Source organism: Herbaspirillum sp. RV1423 (assembly GCF_000577615.1).
GTDB lineage: Bacteria > Pseudomonadota > Gammaproteobacteria > Burkholderiales > Burkholderiaceae_D > Herbaspirillum.
In genome coordinates this window covers 27,223-53,145 of the sequence record NZ_CBXX010000020.1, presented here as the reverse complement: position 1 = coordinate 53,145, position 25,923 = coordinate 27,223, and the positions used below count along the sequence as shown (strand labels likewise).

Annotated in this window: 25 protein-coding genes; 11 read left to right on the top strand and 14 right to left on the bottom strand. The window is 56.6% G+C overall.

Annotation, left to right across the window (positions count from 1 at the left end; genetic code table 11):
* Positions 1 to 79 precede the first annotated feature (79 nt).
* Positions 80 to 310, top strand: coding sequence for a hypothetical protein (locus tag RV1423_RS29120; protein WP_081768867.1), 231 nt, complete (start codon positions 80 to 82; stop codon positions 308 to 310).
* A gap of 344 nt (positions 311 to 654) precedes the next feature.
* Here RV1423_RS29120 and RV1423_RS17595 read toward each other — a convergent pair whose 3' ends face one another.
* The 3 genes from RV1423_RS17595 to RV1423_RS17580 form a co-directional block, all read right to left on the bottom strand.
* Positions 655 to 1,401, bottom strand: a complete 747-nt coding sequence (locus tag RV1423_RS17595) for an SDR family oxidoreductase (RefSeq protein WP_034299286.1) — start codon at positions 1,399 to 1,401, stop codon at positions 655 to 657.
* 140 nt (positions 1,402 to 1,541) lie between these two features.
* Complete coding sequence (locus tag RV1423_RS17590) at positions 1,542 to 2,447, bottom strand: helix-turn-helix domain-containing protein (protein ID WP_034299475.1); 906 nt, start codon at positions 2,445 to 2,447, stop codon at positions 1,542 to 1,544.
* Positions 2,448 to 2,887: 440 nt separating this feature from the next.
* Positions 2,888 to 4,342, bottom strand: a complete 1,455-nt coding sequence (locus RV1423_RS17580) for a DHA2 family efflux MFS transporter permease subunit (protein ID WP_034299280.1) — start codon at positions 4,340 to 4,342, stop codon at positions 2,888 to 2,890.
* A 131-nt stretch (positions 4,343 to 4,473) separates the two neighbouring features.
* Between RV1423_RS17580 and RV1423_RS17575 the strand changes: the two genes are divergently transcribed.
* The gene (locus tag RV1423_RS17575) at positions 4,474 to 5,418 is read left to right on the top strand and encodes a LysR family transcriptional regulator (protein ID WP_034299276.1); all 945 of its coding nucleotides are present in this window, start codon (positions 4,474 to 4,476) and stop codon (positions 5,416 to 5,418) included.
* A gap of 35 nt (positions 5,419 to 5,453) precedes the next feature.
* Here RV1423_RS17575 and RV1423_RS17570 read toward each other — a convergent pair whose 3' ends face one another.
* Positions 5,454 to 6,338 (bottom strand): LysR family transcriptional regulator, encoded by an 885-nt coding sequence (locus tag RV1423_RS17570; RefSeq protein WP_034299272.1) that lies wholly within the window; start codon positions 6,336 to 6,338, stop codon positions 5,454 to 5,456.
* Between the two features lie 161 nt (positions 6,339 to 6,499).
* Between RV1423_RS17570 and RV1423_RS17565 the strand changes: the two genes are divergently transcribed.
* A complete protein-coding gene (locus tag RV1423_RS17565; protein WP_081768866.1) occupies positions 6,500 to 8,029 on the top strand; it encodes an MFS transporter in 1,530 nt (509 codons plus the stop codon).
* Between the two features lie 211 nt (positions 8,030 to 8,240).
* Here the strand turns inward: RV1423_RS17565 and RV1423_RS17560 are convergent, their stop codons facing one another.
* The 4 genes from RV1423_RS17560 to RV1423_RS17545 all read right to left on the bottom strand — a co-directional run bounded on the left by RV1423_RS17560 (position 8,241) and on the right by RV1423_RS17545 (position 13,642).
* Positions 8,241 to 9,785: a methyl-accepting chemotaxis protein gene (locus tag RV1423_RS17560; RefSeq protein WP_034299266.1), complete on the bottom strand. Its 1,545-nt coding sequence runs from the start codon at positions 9,783 to 9,785 to the stop codon at positions 8,241 to 8,243.
* A gap of 284 nt (positions 9,786 to 10,069) precedes the next feature.
* Positions 10,070 to 10,492 carry a hypothetical protein gene (locus tag RV1423_RS29910; protein WP_155835147.1) on the bottom strand — a complete coding sequence of 141 codons (423 nt, stop codon included), beginning with the start codon at positions 10,490 to 10,492 and terminating at the stop codon, positions 10,070 to 10,072.
* 9 nt (positions 10,493 to 10,501) lie between these two features.
* Positions 10,502 to 11,230 carry a hypothetical protein gene (locus tag RV1423_RS17555; RefSeq protein WP_155835146.1) on the bottom strand — a complete coding sequence of 243 codons (729 nt, stop codon included), beginning with the start codon at positions 11,228 to 11,230 and terminating at the stop codon, positions 10,502 to 10,504.
* 363 nt (positions 11,231 to 11,593) lie between these two features.
* Entirely contained in the window at positions 11,594 to 13,642 is a 2,049-nt protein-coding gene (locus tag RV1423_RS17545) for a hypothetical protein (protein WP_034299258.1), read from the bottom strand.
* 300 nt (positions 13,643 to 13,942) lie between these two features.
* Between RV1423_RS17545 and RV1423_RS17540 the strand changes: the two genes are divergently transcribed.
* Genes RV1423_RS17540 through RV1423_RS17530 form a run of 3 tightly spaced genes read left to right on the top strand, consistent with a single transcriptional unit; the run spans position 13,943 to position 15,285 of the window.
* The gene (locus tag RV1423_RS17540) at positions 13,943 to 14,257 is read left to right on the top strand and encodes a helix-turn-helix transcriptional regulator (protein WP_034299255.1); all 315 of its coding nucleotides are present in this window, start codon (positions 13,943 to 13,945) and stop codon (positions 14,255 to 14,257) included.
* Positions 14,254 to 14,625, top strand: a complete 372-nt coding sequence (locus RV1423_RS17535) for an SRPBCC domain-containing protein (RefSeq protein WP_197034957.1) — start codon at positions 14,254 to 14,256, stop codon at positions 14,623 to 14,625. The genes RV1423_RS17540 and RV1423_RS17535 overlap by 4 nt, the downstream gene beginning before the upstream one ends.
* A 48-nt stretch (positions 14,626 to 14,673) precedes the next feature.
* A complete protein-coding gene (locus RV1423_RS17530) occupies positions 14,674 to 15,285 on the top strand; it encodes an ATP-dependent Clp protease proteolytic subunit (RefSeq protein ID WP_034299252.1) in 612 nt (203 codons plus the stop codon).
* Positions 15,286 to 15,436: 151 nt separating this feature from the next.
* Here the strand turns inward: RV1423_RS17530 and map are convergent, their stop codons facing one another.
* Positions 15,437 to 16,204, bottom strand: a complete 768-nt coding sequence (gene map / locus RV1423_RS17525; protein ID WP_034299249.1) for a type I methionyl aminopeptidase — start codon at positions 16,202 to 16,204, stop codon at positions 15,437 to 15,439.
* On the bottom strand, positions 16,201 to 16,413 hold the full coding sequence (locus RV1423_RS17520) for a ParD-like family protein (RefSeq protein WP_034299246.1): 213 nt from the start codon (positions 16,411 to 16,413) through the stop codon (positions 16,201 to 16,203). Before RV1423_RS17520 ends, map begins: the two co-directional genes overlap by 4 nt.
* Before the next feature lie 175 nt (positions 16,414 to 16,588).
* Between RV1423_RS17520 and RV1423_RS17515 the strand changes: the two genes are divergently transcribed.
* Positions 16,589 to 17,530, top strand: coding sequence for a cupin-like domain-containing protein (locus tag RV1423_RS17515; protein ID WP_034299243.1), 942 nt, complete (start codon positions 16,589 to 16,591; stop codon positions 17,528 to 17,530).
* A gap of 499 nt (positions 17,531 to 18,029) precedes the next feature.
* Positions 18,030 to 18,221 carry a hypothetical protein gene (locus RV1423_RS17510; protein WP_034299240.1) on the top strand — a complete coding sequence of 64 codons (192 nt, stop codon included), beginning with the start codon at positions 18,030 to 18,032 and terminating at the stop codon, positions 18,219 to 18,221.
* A gap of 43 nt (positions 18,222 to 18,264) precedes the next feature.
* On the opposite strand, the gene RV1423_RS17505 is transcribed toward RV1423_RS17510, so the two are convergent.
* The 4 genes from RV1423_RS17505 to RV1423_RS17490 all read right to left on the bottom strand — a co-directional run bounded on the left by RV1423_RS17505 (position 18,265) and on the right by RV1423_RS17490 (position 21,967).
* Complete coding sequence (locus RV1423_RS17505; RefSeq protein ID WP_034299237.1) at positions 18,265 to 18,921, bottom strand: aspartate/glutamate racemase family protein; 657 nt, start codon at positions 18,919 to 18,921, stop codon at positions 18,265 to 18,267.
* 156 nt (positions 18,922 to 19,077) lie between these two features.
* The gene (locus RV1423_RS17500) at positions 19,078 to 19,920 is read right to left on the bottom strand and encodes a MurR/RpiR family transcriptional regulator (protein ID WP_034299234.1); all 843 of its coding nucleotides are present in this window, start codon (positions 19,918 to 19,920) and stop codon (positions 19,078 to 19,080) included.
* A 76-nt stretch (positions 19,921 to 19,996) separates the two neighbouring features.
* Positions 19,997 to 21,010 (bottom strand): porin, encoded by a 1,014-nt coding sequence (locus RV1423_RS17495; RefSeq protein ID WP_034299231.1) that lies wholly within the window; start codon positions 21,008 to 21,010, stop codon positions 19,997 to 19,999.
* Positions 21,011 to 21,178: 168 nt separating this feature from the next.
* Positions 21,179 to 21,967 (bottom strand): transporter substrate-binding domain-containing protein, encoded by a 789-nt coding sequence (locus RV1423_RS17490; protein ID WP_034299228.1) that lies wholly within the window; start codon positions 21,965 to 21,967, stop codon positions 21,179 to 21,181.
* A 456-nt stretch (positions 21,968 to 22,423) separates the two neighbouring features.
* On the opposite strand from RV1423_RS17490, the gene RV1423_RS17485 reads away from it, so the two are divergent.
* The 3 genes from RV1423_RS17485 (at position 22,424) to RV1423_RS17475 (ending at position 25,902) form a co-directional block, all read left to right on the top strand.
* Complete coding sequence (locus RV1423_RS17485; protein ID WP_034299469.1) at positions 22,424 to 23,320, top strand: MurR/RpiR family transcriptional regulator; 897 nt, start codon at positions 22,424 to 22,426, stop codon at positions 23,318 to 23,320.
* A 305-nt stretch (positions 23,321 to 23,625) separates the two neighbouring features.
* Positions 23,626 to 24,948 (top strand): aspartate aminotransferase family protein, encoded by a 1,323-nt coding sequence (locus RV1423_RS17480; RefSeq protein ID WP_034299225.1) that lies wholly within the window; start codon positions 23,626 to 23,628, stop codon positions 24,946 to 24,948.
* Positions 24,949 to 24,996: 48 nt separating this feature from the next.
* Entirely contained in the window at positions 24,997 to 25,902 is a 906-nt protein-coding gene (locus RV1423_RS17475; RefSeq protein ID WP_034299222.1) for a transporter substrate-binding domain-containing protein, read from the top strand.
* The last annotated feature ends 21 nt before the right edge of the window (positions 25,903 to 25,923 follow it).

The following is a 25,923-nucleotide window of genomic DNA, read 5'->3' as shown; positions in this document are numbered from 1 at the left end:
AAAGTGCGAGTCCTTCGACTTGCAGATTCGGTGACATCGGACGATACTGGGAAGTACCTGTCTGTTAAGCGAGGGACATATGGACCGATCACATGATGCGCTGACGTTGCAGATGCTGGCTTGGATTGAACAAGGGAAACCTTCCTACTCCGAAGTCCTTGAAGTCTGGAAAAGTACATGTCCCCGGCTGACGATATGGGAAGATGCCTGCGCCAATGGCTTCGTCGACTCTACCGCTGGAATGGCGGGCACGATTTCGCTCACGGAAAAAGGAAAGAACTTCCTTTTTCAAACGTCGTCGCCGGACTGACCTTCATCAATCAGTCAGGTATTAGAACATCGCGGGTCGCTCGGGCGGCGATGTTTTAGCGGTCGAGGTTTAACTCTGCGAGAAAATTTATTGAGAAGCTACAATGGCCCGAGGTTGTGCAAAAACGCAGGATTTTAATCAATTAAAAAATAGGCGGTTCAGATCGGCTGCTCTTCAATTTTCTCGATATCGAGAAGAGTCCCTTTACCTGCGATTTTTCGAATTTACGTTTTCAGACAGCGTCGTCCAGAAACGTACATGTCTGAGCATGGCGCGAACGAAGGCATGATCTCGGGAGAACATGCCTTCATTTTTCAGTTAAGCGCCGTCAAGAACACCGACTATCACCACGGCTGACTAGTTGGCATAATAAAGAGTTCGGCCAGATCGACATGTTCAGGTGCTTGGAGCGCAAACGCAATTGCGTCGGCGATATCCTCAGCCTTCAGGAACGTCATCTGTTCCTTCAGCTTTTCCATCCGGTCACGATAATTCGCGTCTGAGATGTGTTCGAATAATTCACTTTCGACCGCTCCTGGTTGAACGCTGGTGACACGGATGTTGTACTTGGGGGCGACCTCCATACGGAGAATGTCCGAAAATGCGGCTACAGCATGTTTTGTTGCACAGTACACGCCTAGTCCGGAGAAAGTTTTACGACCAGCGATCGAAGAGGTATTGATAATGTGGCCGGACTTCTTTTCTTGCATGACAGGTAAAACGGCAGCGACAGTGTTCAACAGACCTTTGATGTTGACATCCACCATCTGATGCCATTCGTTGACCTTCAGGCTTGCGATATCGGAAATGGGCATGAGGCCTGCATTGTTGAACGAAATATCAATCGTGCCGTATTGTTGCACCAGCCGTTGTACTCCCCTGTTGACCGACTCTTGGTCGGTCACGTCCATTTTGATGGCAATCGCCTCGCCGCCGGCAGCCTTGATTTCTTCCGCGAGAGATTGAAGCCGGTCGAGACGGCGCGCCGCCAAGCCTACCCTGACGCCTTCGCTAGCGAGCTTCTTTGCTGTTGCTGCGCCAATACCGCTGGATGCGCCTGTAACCAACGCCACCTTTCCCTTGAGTTCCATGATGATTTCCTTCGATAGTTGATAGAGTGACGCGCTTCAACACGAAATTTGAAGCACGGACTCATGATGCAATTGCCTTCACCTATCGTCGCTCGGGGTCTTGCGGAATCTGTCGGGATTTTGCTATCGAATTAAAAGTACTAACTTCCTCTGTAGTCGCTTGGCGCGACTCCGGTCTCTTTTTTGAAGATCTGCGAGAAATGACTTGGACTGCTGTAGCCTATTGCCAAGCAAATGTCGATGATCGATGCATCTGTTTCACATAGTAGACGCTTGGCTTGCTCCATGCGCAAGCGAATGAAATATCTTGAAGGCGGCATACCCGTGGCCTGTTTGAACACTCGGCTGAAATGGAATTCGCTTAGGCCGGCCTCCTGCGCAAGACGTTCGAGATTGAATGCTTCTGCCAGATGCTGACGCATGACATCGAAAACACGATGCAGCTTAAAGGCGGGTAAGCCGCCTCGCATTACGTTTGGCTGAAGGATTGCCGTTTCGTAGGTGCGAACCAGATGAACCGTCAACATTTGCGCCAGTCCTTGAATATATGCCGCACTCGGTTTTTTTTGATCATGCAATTCACGACTCAAATATCCCAATAGCTCAGAAAGAACCTCATCGGTTTCTCCCGAGACCTCGCGTAGTGAAAAATCGGGCAACGACTTGTTCAGTACTTCTGCGACAATCTGTCTGAGCAAAGCAAGACCAACATAAACATGCATCACTTGAAACGGCTTCTTACCGTCGGCTCGCCATCGCAACTCGGTAGGTTCGAGTGCTGTTGTAAGAAAAAAATCACCCGCCCTGACGCTGTTGCTCAGCCATTCTCCGCCAAGAGGACGTTCCTCGACGATGGCTTCGCCTGACATTATCCAGACAATCAACGGCTCTGGAACGGCAGGAATAATAACGCTCTCTTGTATTTGTCGACGTGACAATATCTGTACGAATACTTCCTCTGACGATTGCGCTTTGCGTTCCTTCAGAATCTCTCCCGGTATGTGCTCTTCGAAGGCTTCAGCAGAAGTGCGGATAGGATGCTTCATAAAAATTCCGGTGAAGGTGAAAATGAAATAGAGATTAAAAGTGGACACTGCCAATCCGGGATTGGAAGGCTGCGCTAACCCAGGTTACCCTCCAGTTCGCTGAACGTATCTCTATGAATTAAACGAAACCCCGTTTACGAAAATTCGGACACGCCCTGCTCTGAAGTCGTCGACCATGGTTTCGCTCACAGAAAAAGGAAAAAGCCTCCTTTTTTAAACGTCGTCGCCAAGCTCATCATCATAAACCTGTCGACTACTGATATTGGCGGCAATTGCGGTCTGGTCACTCCCGCAGGAGCTATGCTGTTGCGGCAGACGCCATCCAGGCTATCGGAGAACTGTTCCCCTGGACCGAGATGGCCAGTCAGGAATCTCTGAATCCCGATGGCATGCGGCGCCTCCGTCGATATCAACATCCGCCCGCACTCCACCCCGCATAGTCACGCCACAGAACCACGCGCCTTCCTGATACGGCTGAAACTCACGGCGGTTGCCAGCGCAGTGGCCGCAACCGCAGCCCACAACGCGATCTGAATGGCCCGGGCATCCTGTGCGGCAGTCATCTGTATTTCGCCGAAGGTCATGGCTTCGGCGGTATATACCGAGATGACCACACCCAATAGCGCCGCGCCAAGACATTGACCGAACGTACGTACGATGGCAAGAACGCCGGAAGCATTGCCGTTGTGCTCGGGCACGACGTTGGAGAGCATCTCGCGGTTGTTGGGACTCTGGAAAAAACCGAATCCCATTCCGCAGATCAGGGTCCGCCACCCGATGTTCCATGCCGACGCATCGTCGGGTAGCAGCGCCAGCAAAGCCAGGCCGACGGTGAACAGCGCCAGTCCCATCGTCGACAGCACGGCGGGCGAGTGCCGGTCGGCCAGTCTTCCGGCATGCGAGGCGACCAGTATGATGCCGACCGGCCACGGCGTGAACAGCAGCGCCGACTGGAAAGCACTATAGCCATACGCATTCTGAAACAGGAAGGGCAAGGCGACGAAGGCGATTCCCTGGCCGACGAACGATGCCAGCGAGGTCAGCGCCGCCAGCGAAAACCGGCCTGACGCAAACATCGCCAGCGGCAGCAAGGGTTGGCGCGCGCGACGCTGGTCCCAGACAAAGGCGATGCCGGCGACAAGCGCCGTCAATCCATAGGCAACTGCGGTCAACGCCGCATCGCGCGCCTCTCCCTTGTCCGAAAGCCGGGCGCAGGTATCGGTGGCCATGATCAATGCCCCCATGGCGATGGCCGACAACAGCGCGCCGGCAATGTCGAACGGCGCGCCGGCCGGCTTGCGTGCGTCGGGGATCGCGCTCAGCGACAGCACTACTGCGACGATGCCCAGCGGGACATTGATCGCGAAGATCCACTCCCAACCCAAGGTCGCCAGGAGCGTGCCGCCCAGGACCGGGCCAATGGCCGTGCTGGCCGCGATGAGCACCGCATTCAATCCGAGGATGCGTCCCAGCAGGCGGTTCGGGAATACCGTGCGGTGAATCGCAGGTGCGATGCTCAGCATTGCCGCGCCGCCGATGCCCTGCAGCACACGCATGCCGATCAGCATGGCGATCGACGACGACAGCGCACAGCCCAGCGACGCCAGCGTGAACACTCCCAAGCCGGCGGTGAACAGCCCCCGAAAGCCCACCCGGCCCGACAGCGATGCAAATGTCGCCAGGGTCATGGCCACGGCGAGCAGATAGCTGTTGGCCACCCAGATCGATGCGCTGACAGAGGCATTGAGCGCGAGGCCGATCTGGGGCAGTGCAACGTTGACAATGGTGCCGTCGAACACCGCCATGGTGGTCGCGGTCATGACGGCGATCATGGCGCGGCGTCGCTCGGCGCCGGGAAGTCCCTCATCGGAGGGCATATCTGAAAACAATTCCATGTCTGGCGAGTCCTGTTAAACGATTTGTGCATCCACTATAACCATACGTCAGAGATGGCGGAAGGCGCATGGCTTGCACTGGATACCTGCATCAAACGCCTTATCCGGGCGCTGCATGGTAGGATTGCCCGATGTCCGAACCCGACCTGAACCTGTTGATTGCGCTGGATGCATTGCTCACTGAAGCTAGCGTCGCCGGCGCGGCACGTCGCCTGGGACTAAGCGCTTCGGCCGTGAGCCGCACCTTGACCCGCCTTCGCATGGCGACCGGGGATCCCCTGCTGGTGCGGGCCGGACGACGCATGGTGCTCACCCCATGCGCGCAAGCGCTGAGCGAGCGGACCAAGAATATCGTCCATGACGCACGTTCCCTCCTTCGCCCCTCCTCCTCCGAACCCGATATCGCGACGCTCAAGCGGACCTTCACCATTCGCGCCAATGATGGTTTTGTGGAAATCCTCGGTGCTGCACTTATCGAAGCGGTCACCTCCGCAGCGCCCTTTGTACGGCTGCGTTTCGCTCCGAAGGCGGAAAAGAGTCCGCTGCCGTTGCGGGACGGCAGTGCGGATCTGGAAATCGGCGTAGTGAGCGAGATGGGGCCGGAGGTGCGCGTGCAGGCGCTGTTTCGCGATCGCTTCGTGGGCGTGGTTCGCAAGGGGCACCCGCTTGCAGCGATGGCGGAGATAAGTGCCGAACGCTATGCGGCATGCGGTCACGTCGTCACGTCGCGCCGGGGCCGCAGCACCGGGCCTGTGGATGACGCGTTGGCGGCAATGGGCCTGACGCGCAATATCGTCGCCATCGTCCCGAGTTTTCCGGCAGCACTCGCCATCGCCCGTTCGTCCGACCTCGCGGCCTTGGTGCCGGCGTCCTTTTTGTCCGCGGCCAAAGAACATCCGCAGGACGGGCCGATGGCCGCAACGTATGTTTTTGAGCTTCCCGTGAACACCGCGCCGATCACCATTTCGCAGATGTGGCATCCGCGCCTTGAACGCGACGCTGCGCATCGTTGGCTGAGGGAGCAGGTGCGTACGGTGTGCCAGACCGCTCTCGGGCTGGATGCCAATTGCTCATGACCGCTATCGGCGGCGGATTCATCCGTTAAGGCGCGCTACTTCCGCCCTCGTTTTTTCGGCCTTGACTGGACCATCTGCTTTGATAAATCCAGTATCAACTGGCCGAAAGCCTGTGCCGCGGGCGTCTTTCCTTCGTCGCTGCAGATAAGTGTGAAACTGGCTTTGGGCAGAGACGGCAGGTTGTAACAGCCGTCAACGATGCGCATGTCCTCCTCCAGGTCTTCCAGCGGCAATACCGAAATGGCCAGACCCGACAAGATTGCTGCACTGATGCCTTGCTGACTCGGCGACGTAAAGACGGTGTGCCACTTCACGCCAATCTCGTCCAAGGCGCTGATGCCCACCCTGCGATTGATGCAAGGTGCGGGAAAAAAGGCTAAGGGCAGCGGACTTCCTCTCGGCAAATCAAATGATTTCGCCGCTACCCAGACCAGTTGCGTCTGCCTTATGTGCATGCCTTCTTCGCTGTCGCCGGGCGTCATGATGACGGCAAGGTCCAGCTCTCCATCCTTGATCAGCGCACGCAAATCGAGTTGCATATTGACGCGCACATCCAGGCGCACCGATGGAAAGGAGCGGGCGAACTGACACAGCAACGTGGGCAGGCGATCGCCGACAAAATTCTCCGGTGCGCCAAAACGCACCTCTCCCGAAATGGGTGACGGTCGGAAGCGCTGGCCCAACGAGTCCAGGGTATCCAAAATCTGTCGCGCGTAAGGCATGAGGTCTTCGCCATCCTCGGTTGCCGTCAGACTGCGCGTGGTCCGCTGCAGCAATGGCCGTCCGAGCTGTTCTTCCAGCCGGCGGATCTGGTGGCTGACGGCCGACTGCGTAAGATGCAGGCGCTCAGCGGCGCGCGTAAAGCTGCCCGTATCGTGAACGGCGACGAAGGTGCGCAGCAGCGTGGGATCCAGGTCCATGGTGTCCAGTCGAACGAAACATTAATGACGATAATTAATAAATTTCACAAAATTAAATCATTTGTGGCATGGATAAGTATCGCCCAGAATCGGTTTCTCGTTCAGGTCGCATCTTCATCAGCGGTCTGGATTCAATGCAACCTATGACGGGAATACACGTAATGCCTCTCTCCTCCTCTCGAAAAAACATCTTTGCGCTGGCATCGATCTGTCTCGCGGCACTCATGTTCGGGCTGGAAATATCCAGCGTACCGGTCATCCTGCCGACGCTGGAACGCTTGCTGCACGGCGATCTCAAGGACATGCAATGGATCATGAATGCGTACACCATCGCCTGCACCACCGTCCTGATGGCGGCGGGCACGCTTGCCGACCGCTATGGACGCAAGCGTCTGTTCATCGTTACTCTGGTTTGTTTCGGCGTCACTTCGTTGATTTGCGGCGCTGCGACGAGCGTGTCGATACTGATCGCCAGCCGTTTCCTGCAGGGTCTGAGCGGCGGCGCGATGGTGATCTGTCTGTTGGCGATCTTGTCGCATCAGTTTCGTGGGGATCGTGAGCGCAGCCGTGCGTTCGGCGCATTCGGCATCGTGTTCGGTGCAGGCTTGGGTTTCGGTCCGCTGATCGGCGGTGCCATTGTTGCGCTGTTGGATTGGAAGTGGGTATTTCTGGTGCACGTCCCGCTGACCGTGCTGACTCTGTTTCTGACTTTCCCCGGCGTGACGGAATCGTCCGATCCGGATGCAAAACGGCTTGACCTTGTCGGAATCGTCTCGCTGTCTCTGGCGGTATTTGGATTGACTTACTTCATCACGCAAGGAGCCGATCTCGGCTTCGCCAGTCCTGCCGGGATGGCCATCATCGGCGCGGCGGTGCTCAGCTTTGCGGTATTTGTGTATGTGGAGAAAACCCTTCCTCATCCCATGTTCGATTTCTCAGTCTTCAAGATTCGCGACTTTTGCGGCGCGCTGCTCGGCTCCATCGGCATGAACTTCAGTTTCTGGCCGCTGATGATTTATTTGCCGCTGTATTTCCAGGCGGTGCTGGGATACGACACGGTCGATGCCGGCTTGTCTCTGCTTGCTTACACTTTGCCGACATTGATCCTCCCGCCGTTCGCCGAACGCCTCTCGTTGCGGTATCGACCGGGCGCGGTGATTCCGGCAGGCTTGTTCACGATCGGACTCGGTTTCATGCTGATGCGGTATGGAAGCGATGTGGAGTACGCCGGCTGGGTCAGCATGCTGCCAGGAAGCCTGATCGCCGGTATCGGACTGGGCTTGACCAACACACCGGTAACCAATACCACCACGGGATCAGTACCGGGCAACCGCGCCGGCATGGCATCGGGAATCGACATGAGCGCACGACTGATCACACTGGCAGTCAACATCGCGGTGATGGGATTCCTGCTGCTGGAAAGTGTGCTGTCTTATCTGCGTGGACATGCTTCGGAAAACATTCCTCTCGCACAGCTACGCAGCGCCGCCCAAGCAATTGCTGCGGGCAATCTGATTCTGGGCACAGAGAGGCTGTCTGGTCTGGAGGCGTCCGGCGCCCTGGCGCAAGCGGCATTGGCAGATGGATTCGGCTCTCTGATGTTATACGGAGGTATCGGCGTCTGGATATTGGCAATGCTCAGTTTTGTCATGTTCAGCCCCAGGAAAATGCCGCGTCTGATTGAACAGTAGCAATTGCGATTGAGGTTGAAGCAGCCGGCCTATCCACGAAATGAATTCCGGTGAGAGGTAAGCCGGCGAGGGCATATCTTGCATCGCCAAGCGGCAGGAAAATACTGACCGGAGGCGGGCATCGCGGGCGCAGCCAAGAGGATCGCAAATAGTGCGTGCCATGCGCGATCCCCTGCTGGCTCAACGGCAATCACTCCATGCAGGCGTCACGTCATTTTTTCATTTTGAAGAGGTTGACTTCCGTCGCCAGGTTTTTTGCCTGGTCCTGTAATGTCTGGGCCGCCGCCGCCGCTTCTTCAACCAATGCGGCGTTCTGCTGGGTGGCATCATCCATTTGCCGGATCGCTTGATTGACCTGCTCGATGCCGGATATTTGCTCCTGGCTGGCGGCGGTAATTTCTCCCATGATATTCGTCACGCTCTTGATACTTTCGACAATCGCCTGCATGGTCGATCCCGCATGGTCCACCAGTTTCGTGCCGGCTTCCACCTTGTCCACGGAATCGCTGATCAAGTCTTTGATTTCCTTCGCGGCGCTCGCAGAGCGCTGTGCGAGACTGCGCACTTCTGTCGCGACAACCGCAAAGCCCCGGCCTTGCTCGCCGGCCCGGGCAGCCTCTACTGCTGCATTCAGGGCGAGGATGTTGGTTTGAAAGGCAATGCTATCGATGACGCCAATGATATCGACGATTCTCTTGGATGAATTGTTGATGGAGCTCATCGTCTCCACCACTTCCGTCATCACGGAACCTCCGGTGACGGCAACTTCAGAAGCGGTGATAGCCAAATGATTGGCCTGCCCAGCATTGTCGGCATTGCGCTTCACCGTCAGGGTCAATATGTCCATTGAAGACGCCGTCTCTTCCAGAGTGTTCGCTTGCTGTTCGGTTCTGACGGAGAGGTCGAGATTGCCTCTGGCAATCTGCGTGGACTCGTCCGCAATCATTCCCGTGCTGGTCCGAACCTGGCTGATGATATTGACCAAATTACCCGTCATCTCTTTCAATGCGCTCAGCAACCGGCCCGTCTCATCCTTGGTGTTGGCATCTATCTTCGCAGTAAGGTCGCCGTCGGCTACACGTCGGGTCAACTCCAATGCGTAGGAAATGGGCCGGGTAATGCTGCGGGTCAGCGACCAGGCAAGCATCCCGCCCGACAAAACGAACAAGCCGATGAGCGATAAAACGAGCAATTCACTGCTTCTCGCAATGGCGTCAACTTCACTGCTCAAATTGTTGACGGTGTCTTTCTGGAAGTTGAGGAATTCGAGCTGAGACTTTTTGTAATTTTCGGACAAAGGGGTAAATTCTTCAAACAACTTGGCCACTTCATCATTGCGCCCTTCTTTTTTCGCCTGCATGACCTGGTCTCGATTGACAAGATAACGTTTGCGCGCAGCACCGACTTTTTGAAACAGCTCTTTTTCCTTGTCGTAAAGAAGATGGCCTTCGATATATTTCTGGATTTCGGTAATTCTGGCGGACGACGACTTTGCGTCTTCGGTAAAAAATTCCGCCAGGGAAGGATCGCTGCTTTTGACGATGGCCAATTGACGCTTAAGACCGGCAAATGTGATGTGATACCACTCCTCGGTCATGCGCTCCTTTATCAGTGGTTCTTGCATCATGTTTCGAGTATTGACGGCGACTTCATTGAGGCGCCACAGCCCCACGCATGACGAAATGGTCGCCATCGACAGAACAACAAAAAAACCAATCCCAAGCCGCGTTCCGATACTCAAATCCCGAATTTTCATATAGCCCCCAAACGTTAGCTTTTCAAATCACGTTCTCGCCGCTCAGAAGATTCTGATGCCTGCTTGTGCAGATTAAGGTAAGAAGAACATTACCGCAAAATATTCTGCGTCTTTACAGTTATATGTTCGCTAAAGCAGCTTTCACGCCAAGGGAGGCTTCCAATATTGACATCTGCTCAGTAGGTTGGGGCGGAAAGCTGCTCTTCATATCATGACTATGTTGAGTGAGTTTGGTCACATAGTTCAATACCAGCAGCCATTGCAGTCTGGTTCGTTTAGACGAGCTAATAAGGATTGCAATGACCTGCTTTACCGCCACCGCCGCCACTGCAACCTGCAAACGGACCGGAAGGCTTGTCTAGTGAAACGAGCCTAACCCGAAGTGTCGCGATTAAAGGATCAATATTCGCATCCAGAGATTTGATTCTTTCGTTCAAAATCTTTCCCTGGTTTGCAAGAGAGGGCAATATGTCTGTTGCATTTGCAACGGTTTTTTCTACGGATATTCTATCGTTCTTGTGTTGAACCAATGTTTCAATCGAAGATTCAAGAGCCGGTTTATTGTTTCCGACCTGTTGTGCAGCTCTTAAAATAGCATCAAGATTTTCCGCAATTTTTGTTGCATTATTCATTGCCTCCGTTCCTCTCAATTTTCTCAATTCTGTTTTTATTCTTACTTCATCAGAAATCTCATAGACCTCTTTCAAATTCATCTCTTAAGGTAGCGGATCAAATTTTTCCCATGACTGTTTAGGGATTTCAATTTTATCGAGTCTTGTTTTCGGTTCGGACGAATCGCGAATATCGACCAATGAGAGCTCTTGAGCAACTCGACTTTTCATCAATTGCAGACAACTACGTGCGTCAATGCAAGATTCATCTTCCAGCCGTACCCATGGTCGGATTCGCGCGGTTAGATCAAATCTGATTTTCATTACCTCTTGCTCAGCAGCGGGAGTGTCTTTTACTGCGCATGCCACGGTATGTGCGTTGTTCAGCAAATCCGCATACGTTATACGGTACTGTTCAGGAGTGAACTTGCGTTTCACTTTGTCAGGATAGTGCTCAACGCTCTTTGCCAAATCACCGACGATTGTGGGACCATCTTTCCACGGCTTCAATTTGGCAATGAGCTCTTCAATAGCAGTCTTGGTAACTCCGTCGGCGACACATTGCACTTGGCTCAGCCTGTCGGCCAATATTTGATCGATTCTATTTAAATAGAGAAGAACACTCTGATCAATGAGTGGTTGAGCGTCGACCAATAGTTTTTCGATCTGTATTCGCACTTCAGCAGGCATTTTCTCAATGAGTGCACGAGTCTTTTTGTCGATGCCGACATCAAGACCCAAGTTCAAATCAAGGGCAATTGCCGTTGAGCAGAAGAAAGCGCCAATAAGTCCCGCGAGCATAAGGGCACTTCGTTTTTGCAAAATAGTGAACATGCTATTTCTCCCGGTATGTCATATTTTTTCTTTTACCCAGGGAGAGTTTTGCATAGAAAGGGAAGGTGCGAAAGAGGTGAATTTCTGGTCTTCCTCTATGGCAACTGGCAGGATTGGCTTGATCAAGCTAAGTCTGCGTCCGCAATCGAAACAGGCCGCTCCCTGCGGGCTCTTCCCGGAAAGGGCGCTGGCCGCGTCGCGCTCGTTGGGCATCGCTCACGCGCCTTGCCCGCGTCATTTCAAGTTTTTCTGCGCGCGCGGCGAATTCCATCGCAGATAGTAGTGGCGGTTGATTGTGCAATGGTTCATTCCTAATGGCATGCCGGTTTGTTTCAATCTTCTGAAACACGAGGCCGGGGCGAATCATTCATCGTCGGAGTCTGCTGCCTCCACCAGCATGCAGCCATCCTGGCGCAGTTTTCCGGCGATAAATCGATGTTCTTCCAGTTCGAGCAAATACAGATCATCCTTGATGTGCTTGATTACCTTATGCGGCCCGCTCATCAAGCCGTTGGTGTAGATGATTGCGACGCTGTCGCCGACCACGTCCTTGGGCGCGGATGATGCCGAAACCTGTCCTGTTGACACTGATCCGACCGAAACTGACGCTAGCGGATCTGCTACTGGTGGGACTGCCGACGACGCTGGCGGCGGTTCGTCGAGTTTTCCTTCCACATCTTGCTGCAAGCGCTTCTCGTGCATTTTGTCGAACACCGCGCCGGTCTGAGCATCAATGGTCCAGGAGCCGGTCTGCGCAGCGAGAATGCCTTTGTAAGTGACCTTGATGGCGATTTCTATCTGTTTGGCAAAGACGCCGCTGATGTTCTTCGGCTCGAAATCGGCTTCTATCTTGGAGACTTTCGGATTTGATTTGAGTGACTTGATCTTGTTTTCTATCGGGATCATTTCCGAGTTCGCGCTATAGGTCCCGGGCGTCAGATTGCCAGCGGCGGTAGCGCCCCCCAGTCCCGCGCCGCGCAGGTGCAGCCACTCCCAGGCGCGGCCGACATCGTAGCCGGTGCCATCGACCGCGTTGCTGACGGCGACGGCGGCATTGGCGCTCCACTTGCCCATGGCGTCGGCCTGGCCCTTGCCGCGGTCCTTGCGCGAAAAAGTTTCGGCGTGTTGTTTGGCAGGTGTTTTGCTTTTGAGCGCGGTCCACGGCGTGGTGATTTCCGTATCCGTTTTTTTCGCGGTGATCTGGGTTTGCGTATAGGGTTTGCCAACGATGTAGAAGTTGGCTGAGGTGCGCGCCTTGGACTGCTCAGTGGTGGCGTAGACGACTTTTTTGCCGTTGATGTCCAAAGGCATATTTTTAACCGGTACGCTGGCGTGGTCCAGGCTGGGCACTTGCACGACTTCGGTTGCGGCCAGTTTTTCCCGATAAGGATTGTCCGCACTGTCCCAGACGAAGCCCGCGGCGTCGCTAGCCTTGATGTAGACCTTGCCTTTCGCTTTGGCGGTGCGGTCGGATTTTCCGCCTTCGCTCTTTTCGAACGGTTCGCCCTGATTGATCATGATTTGCTGCATCAGGGCGACGAACAATTCGTATTTCTCCCCGGCCGCCAGCGTGCCGGCGGGCACGCCCGTCATGCTGGCGGCGTTGTCGTCATCTTCATTATCGGCGTGGTAAAGCTGAAGGTCTTTCCACGCGCCGTCGTCTTTGACCAGCCCTTTGTAATGCTCCTTGCCGGGTGCGACGATGCCGATCAGGTAGTTTTTGGTAGCTTTGGTGCGCTCGTCTTCATATTTTTCTTCGCCGGGCGCAAGATCGGGACGCGCGCTGAAGTCGTTTGTCTGTTCCCCCGTTTTGATGCGCGCCATATTGCTCCCGCCATGGAAGTCCTGGGTTTTGATGTCGGTCCACAGATTGTCGGCTTCGGTTTTCAACAACGGCAAATCGCCATAGCGGACATAGCGGTTGATATGTTCATACTTGCCGACATAGGCGTAATCCTGTCCCGCGCCATCGATGGAATAACTGACCGTCCCGGGGTCCAGCAGCAGTTTGCGCTGGCTGACATTGGCGGCAGGGCGGATAGTTGGCTGCGTTGGCGCGGCACTTGCTTGTGCTGCCTGCGACGAGCCTGCTCCAGCGTGCAGTGCGTGCTCGCCCATGATGTCAGCCTCGCGTTCTAGTTCGGCATCGTCGTTGATGGCTACCGCCGCGCGCATTTGCATGGCATGCGGCGCGGCGGGACGGGCGATCACTTGTGTCAGGGGCGACTGCGTTTGGGCGCGCTCCGTGTCATGCATGGCTTGCACCAGCGCGTGGTGCTGGCGCGCTTGCGGACGGTTGTCGCGGAATTGGCCGCTGTCGGCTTGCAGCGGCGATTTTCCGGCCGGCAAGGCAACTCTCGCCAGGCCGTCGCGAGCGGTGTCGGATCGTTGGACGCTGTCACTGGTTTTCATGCAGTTCGCCTCATTTTCCTGCCTGTCGGATGGGCGGACGGTTGCCGCTTGTGGCATTGTGGCACAAGACTGGCGATGGTCAACCCATCGTCTCCGTCGACACTTTCTGACTGCCAGCAGACCTGACGGCCAAGACGTCCGTCGTGTGACGACCATGTACGTGACGACGGCGTCCATCTTTTAAAGGACCAGGCGTCGCCGGCCGCACCCTTACGCCGGATGTAATCAACGATGTCATAAACGGATATTGTTTGCGTTCCCCTCTTGCACGACACATAAGTAAGTGCTAATGTATTTCATATGAACGAGAACGACATCTTCAAAGCTTTGGCCGACCCGACCCGCCGCATGATCTTCGACAGGCTCGCCGGGGGAAGTCGGAATGCCAGCGCATTACGCGAAGGGATGACCATCAGCCAATCGGCCATGTCCCAGCACTTGGCGGTTTTGCGGGAAGCAGGTTTGGTGAGCGAAGAGCGGCAAGGACGTTTCGTGCATTACGAAGTCAGCCCCGCCGGTATCGCTGCCATCGCCGGCTGGCTGGGTAAATACCGCGCCTATTGGCCTGCGCGCGTGAACGCATTGAAGGCCTTGTTGAAGGACATGGATCAATGAAAAAAAGCGACGACAGCGAGCACAGCGACGGTGAGAATGCCGACCTTGAACCCAGCGCGGTGATACAGCAACGGTACCGGCTCGACGCCTCCGTGGGAAAAGTGTGGCGCGCCATCAGCGTCCCCGCATTGCGCGAGCATTGGTTGCCCGACCTGGAGCTCGCCTCTCCCGATCCGATCCATTCCGTGCCCGGGCAGGAAATCCGCTACACCATGCGCGAAGCTCAGCCGCCTTTCCTTGAAAGCGAGGTCACTTTGCACATCGCTCCGGCGCCTGGGGGGGGAACCATCCTTACGATCATTCATGCCGCAAGCGCCGCCTCCGATGCGGCCAATGACGGTACTGCCGTCTATATGTGCGCGGCCTGATTCCAGCGACCTGCACTCTCACCGCAACTGCAAGAAAGGAGTTCGTCCATGCACGAAACGATGCAACTCGTCCCTATGGTGGTAGAACAGTCCGGCAGAGGAGAGCGTTCGTTCGATATCTATTCGCGCTTGCTGCGGGAGCGCATTATCTTCCTCAACGGCGAGGTCAACGACAACGTCGCCGCCCTGGTTTGCGCCCAGTTGCTGTTTCTTGAATCGGAGGATCCGGACAAGCCCATTCATCTCTACATCAATTCACCGGGCGGCATCATCACCAGCGGCCTGGCCATGTACGACACGATGCAGTTCATCACGGCGCCGGTACATACCTTATGCATGGGTACGGCACGTTCGATGGGTTCCTTTTTGCTCATGGCCGGCGAGCGCGGCCATCGCACAGCGCTGGCCAACGCAAGCCTGCACGTGCATCAACCCCTGGGCGGATTCCAGGGGCAGGCTTCGGACGTTTTTATCCATGCGGAGGAAATGCAAAAGACCAAGCAGCGCATTACACGCCTCTATGCCGAGCACTGCGGACGGAGTTATGAAGAGGTCGAGCGCACGCTGGACCGCGACCGCTATATGAGTGCGGAAGAAGCGCTGGAGTGGGGCCTGATCGACCGCGTCATCAGGCGTCGCTCCTTCGTGCCGGGCGCATGATGTGCAAGGCGGCGATGGAATATTTCCCCAAGTATTGACGAGTGGACGTCCGTTATCTGCTGCCATCTGCTGCCGGAAGCCTGCATCCGCATAGCGTCAAAAGCCCGCATACGGGTTTCTTCGGCACACGGAAACGCGGGCAGGCGCCGACTCAGTTCAGCGCCTTTTCCTCGGGGCGCAAGGTCAAGACGCGCACGCCGTTTCGAGTCACGGCTACGGTGTGCTCGAATTGCGCGGACAGTTGCCCATCGGTCGTAACGACTGTCCAGCCATCTTCCTCGGTCTGAACGTCGTGCCGCCCCTGGTTAATCATCGGTTCGATGGTGAACACCATTCCTTCCCGCAGCACCAGACCTGTTTGCGGCTTCCCCCAATGCAGCACTTGGGGAGGCTCGTGCATTTCACGTCCGATGCCATGCCCGCAATATTCCCTGACGACCGAATAGCCGTTTCTCCGGGCGTGCCGCTCGATGGCATGCCCCACATCGCCCAGTCTGGCCCCTGGACGAACGGCTTTGATTCCTTTCCACATCGCTTCGTAGGTCGTTTGTACGAGTCGTTTGGCCGGCGGCGACACCTCGCCGACAAGATATGTTTTGCTGGAATCGGCGATATAGCCATTCTTCTCCAACGTGATATCGAAATTAACGATATCCCCGCTTTGCAAGATATCTGTAGCCGATGGAACGCCGTGGCAAACGACGTTGTTGGGAGAGGAGTTAAGCGCGTAGGCATACCCGTACTGCCCTTTGCTGGCCGGGCGTGCGTTGAGTTCATTCACGATCAGGCTATCGACCAGATCGTTGATCTGCATGGTTGACATGCCGATCAAGTCCAGCCGATCCAAATGGCCGAACACACCCGCCAGCAGCTTGCCTGACTCCGCCAGCAATGCGATTTCTTCCGGTCGCTTGGTCATGTCAACGCCACCCTGACGGTTTGCGCCACAACGCCCGCAGTTCGCAGCTCCCGACCAACGATTTCATTGAAACTCTGCGTCGGATTCATTTCGCACAACATGCCGATCTTGATCCAGAAAGCCGCCTGCGCGTTGATTGACCGACACGACACCGCGCTCGCTTTGCGTAGTTGATCGTGCAAATCTTCATCGATATTCACAATACCCATGCCAACCTCCATATACGAAATATGTATTGATTATATATGAAATATATATTTCGGCCCAATGGCAGTACAAGTAATCTTTGCGGATTTGGAAGCATAATGCTGCCAAGCGGCACAAATGCACATCTCGTGAGTTACCGTCAGGGGTGAATAAGTTCAGATACAGAAATATGGAAATATGAAGGATCCGGTAGCCGCTAATCAAGAACGGCGGGAGACGCGCCGATCGCCGCGACCGCTGCCGCCTCGGCCGTCATTGACGAGCATGCCGCCCGACGAGGCCATTGTCGAAAAACAGGCGCGGGAGCGGAAGGACGCGCTGGTTCGCGGGGTCGCTTCGATACAGGAAATGCGTCACGCGATCAAGCAGGCGAGCCGCGACCTGCCTGCCATTTCGGCGGTGCCGCGCATAGGCATGCTCGATGCAGCAGCGTTCCGTCTGCGTGCAGCAAAAGGCTTGCCATTCGTTATCACCGGGCTCGTCGGCAAGTGGCCGCTGTCCGCTCTCACGTCGCAAACGTTGCGTGACCGCTATGGCGAGCTGCAGGTGCGCGCGAGGGTGGGCGACTATGTCAATACCGCTTTCGCGCCCGACCGGGCAATGCAGGACATGTCTCTGCTGGCGTATCTTGAGCTCGTTGCCAATGACACGCAGGAGCTGCCGCCGTATGTCGGCAATCTCGAATTACGCGCGTTGAATAGCTTGTGCTACTGGCCGGCCTATTTCAATAAAATGGGCCCGCCGCGTTTTTGGCTTGGTCCGGCAGGAACGGTGACGCCGCTGCATTGCGACTACGACGATAATATTTTTGCGCAGATCTGGGGCGGCAAGCGTATTTTCCTGGCCCCGCCCCACCACGACGAATTCCTTTATCCGCGCGAGGCGAACGCCATGCTGTTCGGTTCGCCGTTTAACCCCGAGGCGCCGGATTTCGAGAAGTTTCCCCTTGCCCGCCAGGCAGCAATGATCGAATGCATCATGCAAGCCGGTGAGCTCCTGTATGTGCCGGCGGGGTGGTACCACCAAGTTCGCTCGCTGAGCTTTTCGCTGTCGGCCAACCGATGGGCCAGGGCGCTGCCGTTGGCATTGAACGGAGATGTCGCGCCGAAGGTCGACTAAGTTGATTGAATCCGAATGGCGCATCGGCCGGAAGCGAATAACCATGCTGTCGCCCGGCCTGACCGACACGGAATTCTCCGATGTCGCTGGGTCATGATGATCTTCTGCAGCCGTCTGATGTCACGTTCTCTCCAGGCGCGCATGGTCTATGTAATGTCCAAGACCTGAGGATGTGACGTGGCACGACATACGGCCTGCGAAACTGCTTCATCTCATATGGCGATAGTGAGCGGCCCAGTTGATCTGATTTCTCCCGTAGTCGGTTAAAAATGCGTCGGACTCATGTCTGTGCCTTGCCGAAGTCCGCGATTGGCCGGCAGCACGAACGGCGAGCTGTTCCGATACCAAAACCTTGCCATGCCGGGCAAGGCGCGCCATATCCGGACATCGCGCATTTGGCGGCAGGCCTCGCCAAATCGAATTGATTTGCGGTGCATCAACGAATTCCTCGGCCGGGCGCCGTAAGCTGCTGTCATACAGCAAGCAAAGGAGAACGAAGATGACAAAAGACAATGGAAGCTGGTTATCCGCAGAACAGGCGGTCATGCCGGATGGGACCGAGCGCGCAAATCTGCCTTTGATAAACAAAAAACTACCCACGCTTTCTCAATCGCCGACCGGCGAGGACGCAAGCGCCAGTGAAAGCACTGATGTTCAGAGCCCTCAAGCGACCGGTGCGGCAGATAAATGAATCTGGTCTGACCACGTATGCATCGCAAGGCAGATGCGATCCCTCACCTGTTGTTCTGTTGAAGCAAGCCAAGCATCTGCGAAACGGCAGCCGATATGGGCGCAATGATGGGAATATCAAAGTGGGGAGCCAGTCCGACGGCAGCCTGACCGAGGGGGCCGCCTCCGATGATGACGGCCTGCGCACCGTCTTCCATACACTCCAGCACCGCGCCACTCAAGGCCGCTTCCAATGCGACGGCGTCGCTTGCAAGCACACGCGGGTCGCCGACTGTCAGGCGGGTTCCCGTATAGTTTTCGCTCAACCCCAAGGTGTCGGCATCCGCGTTGATTGCTTCCAGTAAATCCGGGGTGACGGTGGCAATACCGAAGGCTCTGCCATCGGCCCCTGCCGCCAGCATCGAGGCTTCGCAAATTCCTACGACAGGCACCTTGCTGACCGCTCTGACGCGCTCGATGCCGGGATCGCCGAAGGCACTGATAATCACGCCGGCCCAATGGTCTCCGGCATTTCTCCAGACGCGTTCCACCTCCAGGCCGGCGGCAGCCAGTTCTTCTTCATTGACGATCATCGTGGGACCGGAACGCGCCGTCATTCCCGTAATCCGAAAACCTGGCGGCAGTTCTGCGGATGCAATGGCGACCATCATGTCGGTGGTGGCTTGCGATGTATTCGGATTAATAAGGAGGATGTCTAACATGCCGGGACTGAGGACGAGAATCGAAGAATTGCTACAAGGGACATCTTTCCATGATGCCACAATATTTTCTTTGTGTTATATATTTGAAATAATAATTTCAAATACGGATTTGAAAATACTTGCCCCCATTCGATAGGAATCTCAAGACATCCCTGTCTACAATTCTTCCGTGTCTTCATGAATTGCCTCAATCATCGTGAGGCGTTTTCTTCCCGCAGAACCCGATGCTTCGATCACCATCGTCGAGAGCAAATCGCACAAGGCCATCACGGCAACATGATTGTCCAGCGAGCCGGGGCCGCGGCAATCGCATTGAATGGACCAGGTTGCAGCTTTGTAATCGGGAGAGGTCTGATCGCTGATGTAAACAATTCTTGCGCGAAGTTTGACCGCGGCTGCCAGCACGGCGTCCATCTGTCGCGTCTGTCGGCGCGTGCCGAAGACAATGACGCAATCTCGTTCGGTCAAACCGGCGACGTGCTCGGCGGTGGTTTCCCCCGGGCCGGGAATGACCGTGACCCTGGGCAGCACCTGGATGATTTGCCAGCGCAAATAGACGGCAAAAGCCTGGCTGCTCCGGCTCCCGAAAATCAGGACTTGAGGCGCATCTGTCATGGCTTTGACGATGTCGAGCATCATTGCATCGGAGAGGCGGTCAAACGTGCTCGCAAGATTGGCCTGAGATTGCTGAAAATGCGTGGCGACGAGCGCGCCGCGCTTTGCCGCGGCAACGCCGGACTGAAACAACGGCGATCCGCTTTCCTGTTCTCTGCGTACGTGGCGACGGGCATCTTCGTAATTCTCGTAGCCCAACCTGCGTACAAAGCGGCTCACGGTCGATGGTGAGACCTGCGCCAGGTTCGCCAGCTCGTTGCCTGCATAACCCGCCAATTCTCCCGGAAACTCCAACAGGAAGTCGGCAAGCTGCCGTTCCGTCGAAGATAATTCGTCCAGAATCTTACGCACGCGACGAACAAAGGAATCAGGAGCATTTCTCATAGGGGACGATGGTTGGGTTGGACGAGCAACAATGCATTTTATACCAGCCATTGCGCTCGTCGACTCCCGTGAGCCGCTAGAACGCGTGCCTGACTCCCAGCGATATGACGCTTTGGTTGACGCCGCTCGCGCCGTTGCCGTAAAAGCGTTCGCTGGCGATGCCATCGTTCTTCAGCGTGACCAGATTCACAAAGACAGAGGAGCGTTTTGTGAACTGATAGGTGGCTTGCAGACGCACAAAAAAGGAGTCGTCATTGGTGCCGATCTGATCACGTTTTACGTAGTCCAGCGTGTAAGACGTATTGGCGGTCGCATCCCATTGCAGCCCGAGATCGTAAGCTTTGGCCTTGCGAAGGACGAGCGCGCGCGGATCGCTGACGCCATAACCGGCGTGCAAGCGCAACGCGCCGAATGAATAGCTGACGCCGAGTCCGGATTGCTTGCTTTCGCCGCCGGTCAGGTTCTTGGTGCTTCGATAGGTAGCACCCGCCTCAAAGGGACCATTCACATAATTCACGCCAAGCGCTTTGGTGAAGCCCGTCACGTTTTCTCCGGGGGCCGCCAGCGCCTGCACGGAGAAGCCGCCCACGCTGGGCGACACATACTTGATCGAATTATCGATCAGGTCGCTCACGTAACCGAATTCGCGGTATTGGAAAACCGCATAACCGGCGCCGATGAAATAGCGCCCCATCATCTGATCTTCGATTCCCCATTGGCGTCCGAGGCTTAACGCCCCGAGGGAATTATTCTTCAATCCCACATAGCTACCGCGGCTCCAGAGAGAACTGGCATTTGTCTGGGCGCCGGTATCAATGGCGAATGCGGCTTCCATGGTGAAGAAGGCGCTGGTTCCGCCGCCAAGATCTTCGGTGCCGCGAAAGCCGATACGCGAATTGGTGACCTTACTGTTATCCAATCGTCGAGCGGTGCCCAGCGCCGGTGCAGCCACCGTTCCCGAATTGTAGCCCGACACGTTCAGCAATTCGGCAGACGCCAATCCGTAGACGGTGACCTGCGACTGGGCGTAAACAGTGGCGGTCAGAGACAGGATGCCTGCCGTCGCGGCGGCGTAAATGATTCTTTTCATGCGTGGTAACCCCTATTTTTTGGCGTGCTTTTCCACACGCGATGAAAGGCTTCATCGCGCGACAGTCGCGTTATGTCGAAATATTGTTGCTGCCGGTGGGGCGTTGCTCTGGCTTATGCCCCCGGTTTTACGAGGCTGGTTGGCCGGCGCTCATGGCCGATGCCATTGTCAGAGAGGGAGATCTCCTGTCGATCGATTCAGCCATTTGCGAGAGAGTTTTTCAAGATCGCCGTTTTTCCTGGCATCCAGAATAATTTGGTCAAGCTTGTTTTTAAGCGCCTCCTCGCCCTTATTCACACCCATGAAGTTGGGACTATCCTTCAGGAGCAGCTTGTACTCGACCTGCGGATTCTTCTCGATCATCCCGGCACCTTCGGTGACGCTGGTTGCAACGACCTGAACCTGACCGGACATGAACGCTGACAGTGTTCCCACGTGGTCGTCGAACCGTTTGACGATGGTTCCTTTGGGCATGACTTTTTCCAGTTCCGTATCAGCCATCGCGCCCCGAGTGACGGAAACGGTCTTGCCGGCCAGGTCGGCCCAGTTGGTGATTTTGGTCGACTTGGCCGCAAACACCGCCTGATAGAAAGGAGAATAAGCGTGGGTGAAATCCACAACTTTCTCCCGTTCAGGCGTCTTGCCCAAGGTGGAAATGACCACATCCACCTTCTTGCTCAATAAATAGGGAACACGATTGGCGCTGTTTACCGGCACCAATTCGACCGTCGATACGCCGAGCTTGCCGGCGACATAATTGGCCATATCGATGTCGAGCCCCTGGGGCTTCATGTCCGCACCGACAAATCCATAGGGCGGATAATCAATAGGAATGGCGACGCGGATTTTCTTGCTTTGAACTATCGTGCTCAAGGCATCTTGGGCGTGTACCGCAGCAGCGCCAAATATGGCGCCGACAAGTAGTGCGAGGCGAAGCAGGCGAGAGCAGGTGTGCATCTTGAACTCCTTTAAAATGAAGGGCGGTGGACAAAGAAATTGAATTTCATAAAATCTTATTATTGAAATTTAAATTTCACAATGCCGGTTTATGCAAGGTGCGTGCCAGCGCTCAACGATTCCCTCCGGCAAGCTGAAAGTCTATGGCGAGTTTCCCGTTTCCATAGGGACAGTCAGAGGGAAAACAGCAAGGATACCCAAAAAGTGTCGGGCGACAAGCACTCAATCCCGTGCACCAAAGGACTACGTCCTTGGCCGATTTGCACCTCGACGGTGCCATGACGGGATAGCGAAACAGGATGGATCGGGATTAAAAAGGGGCGTGGTGGCGGTGCGGCTAGCGGCGAGCCAGGCATGGTGCAACCAATATTGCAGATTCCTGTTCCTCCGCAATTTGTGAAACAATGCAGCGTCGTTCATTCAATCGGCCGGCTTGCCGCCGGCGCGCATTCATCCATGACGGATTCCACAGCCAACGCCACGCCCGCCACTTTTGCCGAACTCGATGCGCTGATCCGCGCCAACTATGCCGAGATGCGTCCGCAGTTCCAGGCCGGCGCGGCCTTCCTGCTCGATAATCCGGGCGAGGTGGCGGTGTCGACCATGCGCGCGGTGGCCACGCGGGCTGGCGTGCAGCCATCGACGCTGGTGCGGCTGTCGCAATATCTCGGCTTTCCCGGCTGGGGCGAGCTGCGCGCGCTGTTCGTCGAGCGCCTGGCCGTCACGCCCAAAGCCTACGCCTACAAGGCGCAACACCTGGTCAAGCGCAACAACAGCGACATCCTGATCGCCGAAATCTTCCAGGCCCAGCGCGCCAATCTCGATGCGTCCGAACCGAAGAACGCCGATGAGCTGCTGCGCGCCGCCAGGACGCTGACCAAAGCGCGCCATGTGCATATCGCCGGATTCCGCGCCGCGTATTCGGTGGCCTTCATGTTGGAATACCTGTACCGCCTGTTCCGCCCGACGGTGACCCTGATCAAGGGCACCGCTGGCTCGCTGGCGATGGAACTGCGCGCCGTCGCGCCTCAGGACGCCACCGTCGTGATCAGCTTCGCGCCGTATTCGATCGAGGCGGTGCAAGTGGCCGAAGCCGCCAAGCGCGCCGGCAGCAAACTGATCGCGCTGACCGACAGCGCGGTGGCGCCGATTGCCTTGCAGGCCGATCACACCATCCTGTTCTCGCACGACAGCCCGTCGTTCTTCCCGTCGATGGCGGCGGCGGTCGCTGTGGCCGAAAGCCTGATCGAGCTGGTGATTTCGCTCGACGACGACAAGGCGGTCAAGCGGTTGGAGCAAGCCGAGGATGAGTTGTACCTCAGCGGCGCGTATGTGAAGGCCGGCAGCAAGTAATCCTGTTCTGGTCGCCGACGTTGCAACAATTGTTGCAACGTCGGACATCCTCGTATTCCTTTTCCGTCATCCCGGGGTGCGCCGGGATGACGGGAACGAGAACGCGTTCGCCTCTGTCGGCCAGCGTCCTTGCCGATCTGAGCGCGCCTGCCCCGAAGCCATTTTCCGATCAGCCCGATTTGGTGCGTGCATTTATTGCAATGCACCAAAAAATGCGAATTTAAATATTCATGCAACAAACGTTGCAAAAGCATTTTTTTCAATTTATAGTTGGCCCAACTTGAATTCCATACAGGGCCGGCTTCATGACGCACGTTTTCCATCGCTATCCGAAACATCAATTGCCGGTCGCCGTATCCGGCGTGGGCGTCGAACTGATCGACAGCCAGGGCAAGCGTTATCTGGACGCCTGCGGCGGCGCCGCGGTGTCATGCCTCGGCCACGGGCATCCGCGCGTGATCGCGGCGATCAAGAAACAGGTCGACGAACTGGCCTATGCGCATACCTCCTTCTTCACCACCCGCGCGGCGGAAGAGCTGGCCGACAACCTGAGCGCATCGGCGCCGGGCGACCTGAATCATGTGTATTTCCTGTCGGGCGGTTCGGAAGCGGTGGAAGCCGCGCTCAAGCTGGCGCGCCAATATCATGTGGAAACCGGACGGAAGCAACGCCGCCATTTCATCGCGCGCCGCCAGAGCTATCACGGCAACACGCTGGGGGCGCTGGCCATCGGCGGCAACGCCTGGCGCCGAGAAGCTTTCCTGCCCTTGCTGATGCCTTCGCATCATGTCTCGCCCTGCTACGCCTATCGCGAGCAACTGGGCGGCGAATCCGACGCGCAATACGTGCAGCGCCTGGCCGATGAGCTCGAAGCCAAGATCCTCGAACTCGGCGTCGACGAGGTCGCTGCCTTTGTCGCCGAAACCGTGGTCGGCGCCACCGCCGGTGCGGTGCCGCCGGTCGGCGATTACTTCAGGAAAATCCGCGCCGTTTGCGACAAGTACGGCGTGCTGCTGATCCTCGATGAAGTGATGTCCGGCATGGGGCGCACCGGTTATCTGTACGCCTGCGAAGAAGACGGCATCGTGCCCGATATCCTGGTCATCGCCAAGGGGCTCGGCGCCGGCTACCAGCCGATCGGCGCGATGATTGCGAGCGACCGCATTTATGACGCCGTGGTCGGCGGCAGCGGCTTCTTCCAGCACGGCCACACCTACATCGGCCATGCCACGGCCTGCGCCGCCGCGCTCGCCGTGCAACAGACCATCCGCGAAGAACAGTTGCTGCTCAACGTGCAGGCGCGCGGCGAACAATTGCGCGCCCGCCTGCGCGACGTCTTTGCGAATCACCCCAACGTCGGCGACGTGCGCGGCCGCGGCCTGTTCGTCGGCGTCGAGCTGGTGGCCGAGCGCGACCGCAAGCAGCCGCTCGATCCGGCGCGCCGCACGCACAGCCGTGTCAAGAGCGAAGCCATGCAGCGCGGGCTGCTGGTGTATCCAATGGGCGGCACTGTCGACGGCCGCCAGGGCGACCACATCCTGATCGCGCCGCCGTTCATCAGTACTGCCGCCGACATCGACGCCGTGGTCGAGCGACTGGTTCCGGCGGTCGACGCCGCGCTCGCATAAGAAGACATCCAAGCAGCACCCATCTATTCTTTCAGGAGAGGAAGCGCCATGAAACGATTTACTTATCCGTTGCTTGCATTGTTGTCCACGCTGGCCTGTGCGAGCGCTGTGTACGCCGCCGACGCCGGTCTCGGTCCGACCCTGCAAAAGATCAAGGACGGCAACGTCATCGCCATCGGCCACCGCACCAGCTCGATCCCGTTTTCCTACTACGACGAAAACCAGAAAGTGGTCGGCTACTCGCAAGACTTGTGCAACAAGGTCATCGACAGCGTCAAGATCAAGCTCAACATGCCCGGCCTTGAGGTCCGCATGATCCCGGTGACGTCGCAAAACCGCACGCCCTTGCTGCAAAACGGCACCATCGACCTCGAATGCGGCGTCACCAGCAACCTCAGGGATCGCTGGCAGCAAGTGTCCTTCAATACCACCTTCTTCGTCGCCAGCAGCCGCATCCTGACGCGCAAGGACAGCGGCATCAAGGACTTCCCCGACCTCGCGGGCAAGGCCGTGGTCACCAATGCCGGCACCACTTCCGAACGCCTGTTGCGCACGCTCAACGAGCGCCGCAAGATGAACATGCAGATCCAGAGCGCCAAGGACTACGGCGAAGCTTTCCTGATCCTGCAATCGGGCCGCGTCGCCGCCTATGTGATGGACGACATCCTGCTGGCCGGCGCGCGCACCACCGCGCAAAAGCCCAACGACTGGCTGCTGACCGGCACGGCCTTCGGCGCCGAACCTTACGGCTTCATGGTGCGCAAGGACGATCCGCAATTCAAGCAACTGGTCGACGGTGCGCTGACCGGGCTGATGAAGAGCGGCGAGATCAACCGCATGTACGCGAAGTGGTTTACCTTCCCGATTCCGCCGAAGAACGTCAGTTTCAATTTTCCGATGCCGGAGCAGGTGCGTCAGTTGTACGCCAATCCCAGCGACAAGCCGATGGATTAGACTGACGATCCATGACACGCG

Bases quoted from the DNA above. Each gene is read 5' to 3' on its own strand.
- RV1423_RS17580 (WP_034299280.1), bottom strand. From the start codon at position 4,342: ATGGAATTGTTTTCAGATATGCCCTCCGATGAGGGACTTCCCGGCGCC.
- RV1423_RS17555 (WP_155835146.1), bottom strand. From the start codon at position 11,230: ATGTTCACTATTTTGCAAAAACGAAGTGCCCTTATGCTCGCGGGACTT.
- RV1423_RS17560 (WP_034299266.1), bottom strand. From the start codon at position 9,785: ATGAAAATTCGGGATTTGAGTATCGGAACGCGGCTTGGGATTGGTTTT.
- RV1423_RS17475 (WP_034299222.1), top strand. From the start codon at position 24,997: ATGAAACGATTTACTTATCCGTTGCTTGCATTGTTGTCCACGCTGGCC.
- RV1423_RS17485 (WP_034299469.1), top strand. From the start codon at position 22,424: ATGACGGATTCCACAGCCAACGCCACGCCCGCCACTTTTGCCGAACTC.
- RV1423_RS17590 (WP_034299475.1), bottom strand. From the start codon at position 2,447: ATGAAGCATCCTATCCGCACTTCTGCTGAAGCCTTCGAAGAGCACATA.
- RV1423_RS17570 (WP_034299272.1), bottom strand. From the start codon at position 6,338: ATGGACCTGGATCCCACGCTGCTGCGCACCTTCGTCGCCGTTCACGAT.
- RV1423_RS17505 (WP_034299237.1), bottom strand. From the start codon at position 18,921: ATGTTAGACATCCTCCTTATTAATCCGAATACATCGCAAGCCACCACC.
- RV1423_RS17595 (WP_034299286.1), bottom strand. From the start codon at position 1,401: ATGGAACTCAAGGGAAAGGTGGCGTTGGTTACAGGCGCATCCAGCGGT.
- RV1423_RS17490 (WP_034299228.1), bottom strand. From the start codon at position 21,967: ATGCACACCTGCTCTCGCCTGCTTCGCCTCGCACTACTTGTCGGCGCC.
- map (WP_034299249.1), bottom strand. From the start codon at position 16,204: ATGACCAAGCGACCGGAAGAAATCGCATTGCTGGCGGAGTCAGGCAAG.
- RV1423_RS17575 (WP_034299276.1), top strand. From the start codon at position 4,474: ATGTCCGAACCCGACCTGAACCTGTTGATTGCGCTGGATGCATTGCTC.
- RV1423_RS17510 (WP_034299240.1), top strand. From the start codon at position 18,030: ATGACAAAAGACAATGGAAGCTGGTTATCCGCAGAACAGGCGGTCATG.
- RV1423_RS17500 (WP_034299234.1), bottom strand. From the start codon at position 19,920: ATGAGAAATGCTCCTGATTCCTTTGTTCGTCGCGTGCGTAAGATTCTG.
- RV1423_RS17520 (WP_034299246.1), bottom strand. From the start codon at position 16,413: ATGGGTATTGTGAATATCGATGAAGATTTGCACGATCAACTACGCAAA.
- RV1423_RS29120 (WP_081768867.1), top strand. From the start codon at position 80: ATGGACCGATCACATGATGCGCTGACGTTGCAGATGCTGGCTTGGATT.
- RV1423_RS17495 (WP_034299231.1), bottom strand. From the start codon at position 21,010: ATGAAAAGAATCATTTACGCCGCCGCGACGGCAGGCATCCTGTCTCTG.
- RV1423_RS17545 (WP_034299258.1), bottom strand. From the start codon at position 13,642: ATGAAAACCAGTGACAGCGTCCAACGATCCGACACCGCTCGCGACGGC.
- RV1423_RS17530 (WP_034299252.1), top strand. From the start codon at position 14,674: ATGCACGAAACGATGCAACTCGTCCCTATGGTGGTAGAACAGTCCGGC.
- RV1423_RS17540 (WP_034299255.1), top strand. From the start codon at position 13,943: ATGAACGAGAACGACATCTTCAAAGCTTTGGCCGACCCGACCCGCCGC.
- RV1423_RS17565 (WP_081768866.1), top strand. From the start codon at position 6,500: ATGCCTCTCTCCTCCTCTCGAAAAAACATCTTTGCGCTGGCATCGATC.
- RV1423_RS17515 (WP_034299243.1), top strand. From the start codon at position 16,589: ATGAAGGATCCGGTAGCCGCTAATCAAGAACGGCGGGAGACGCGCCGA.
- RV1423_RS17535 (WP_197034957.1), top strand. From the start codon at position 14,254: ATGAAAAAAAGCGACGACAGCGAGCACAGCGACGGTGAGAATGCCGAC.
- RV1423_RS17480 (WP_034299225.1), top strand. From the start codon at position 23,626: ATGACGCACGTTTTCCATCGCTATCCGAAACATCAATTGCCGGTCGCC.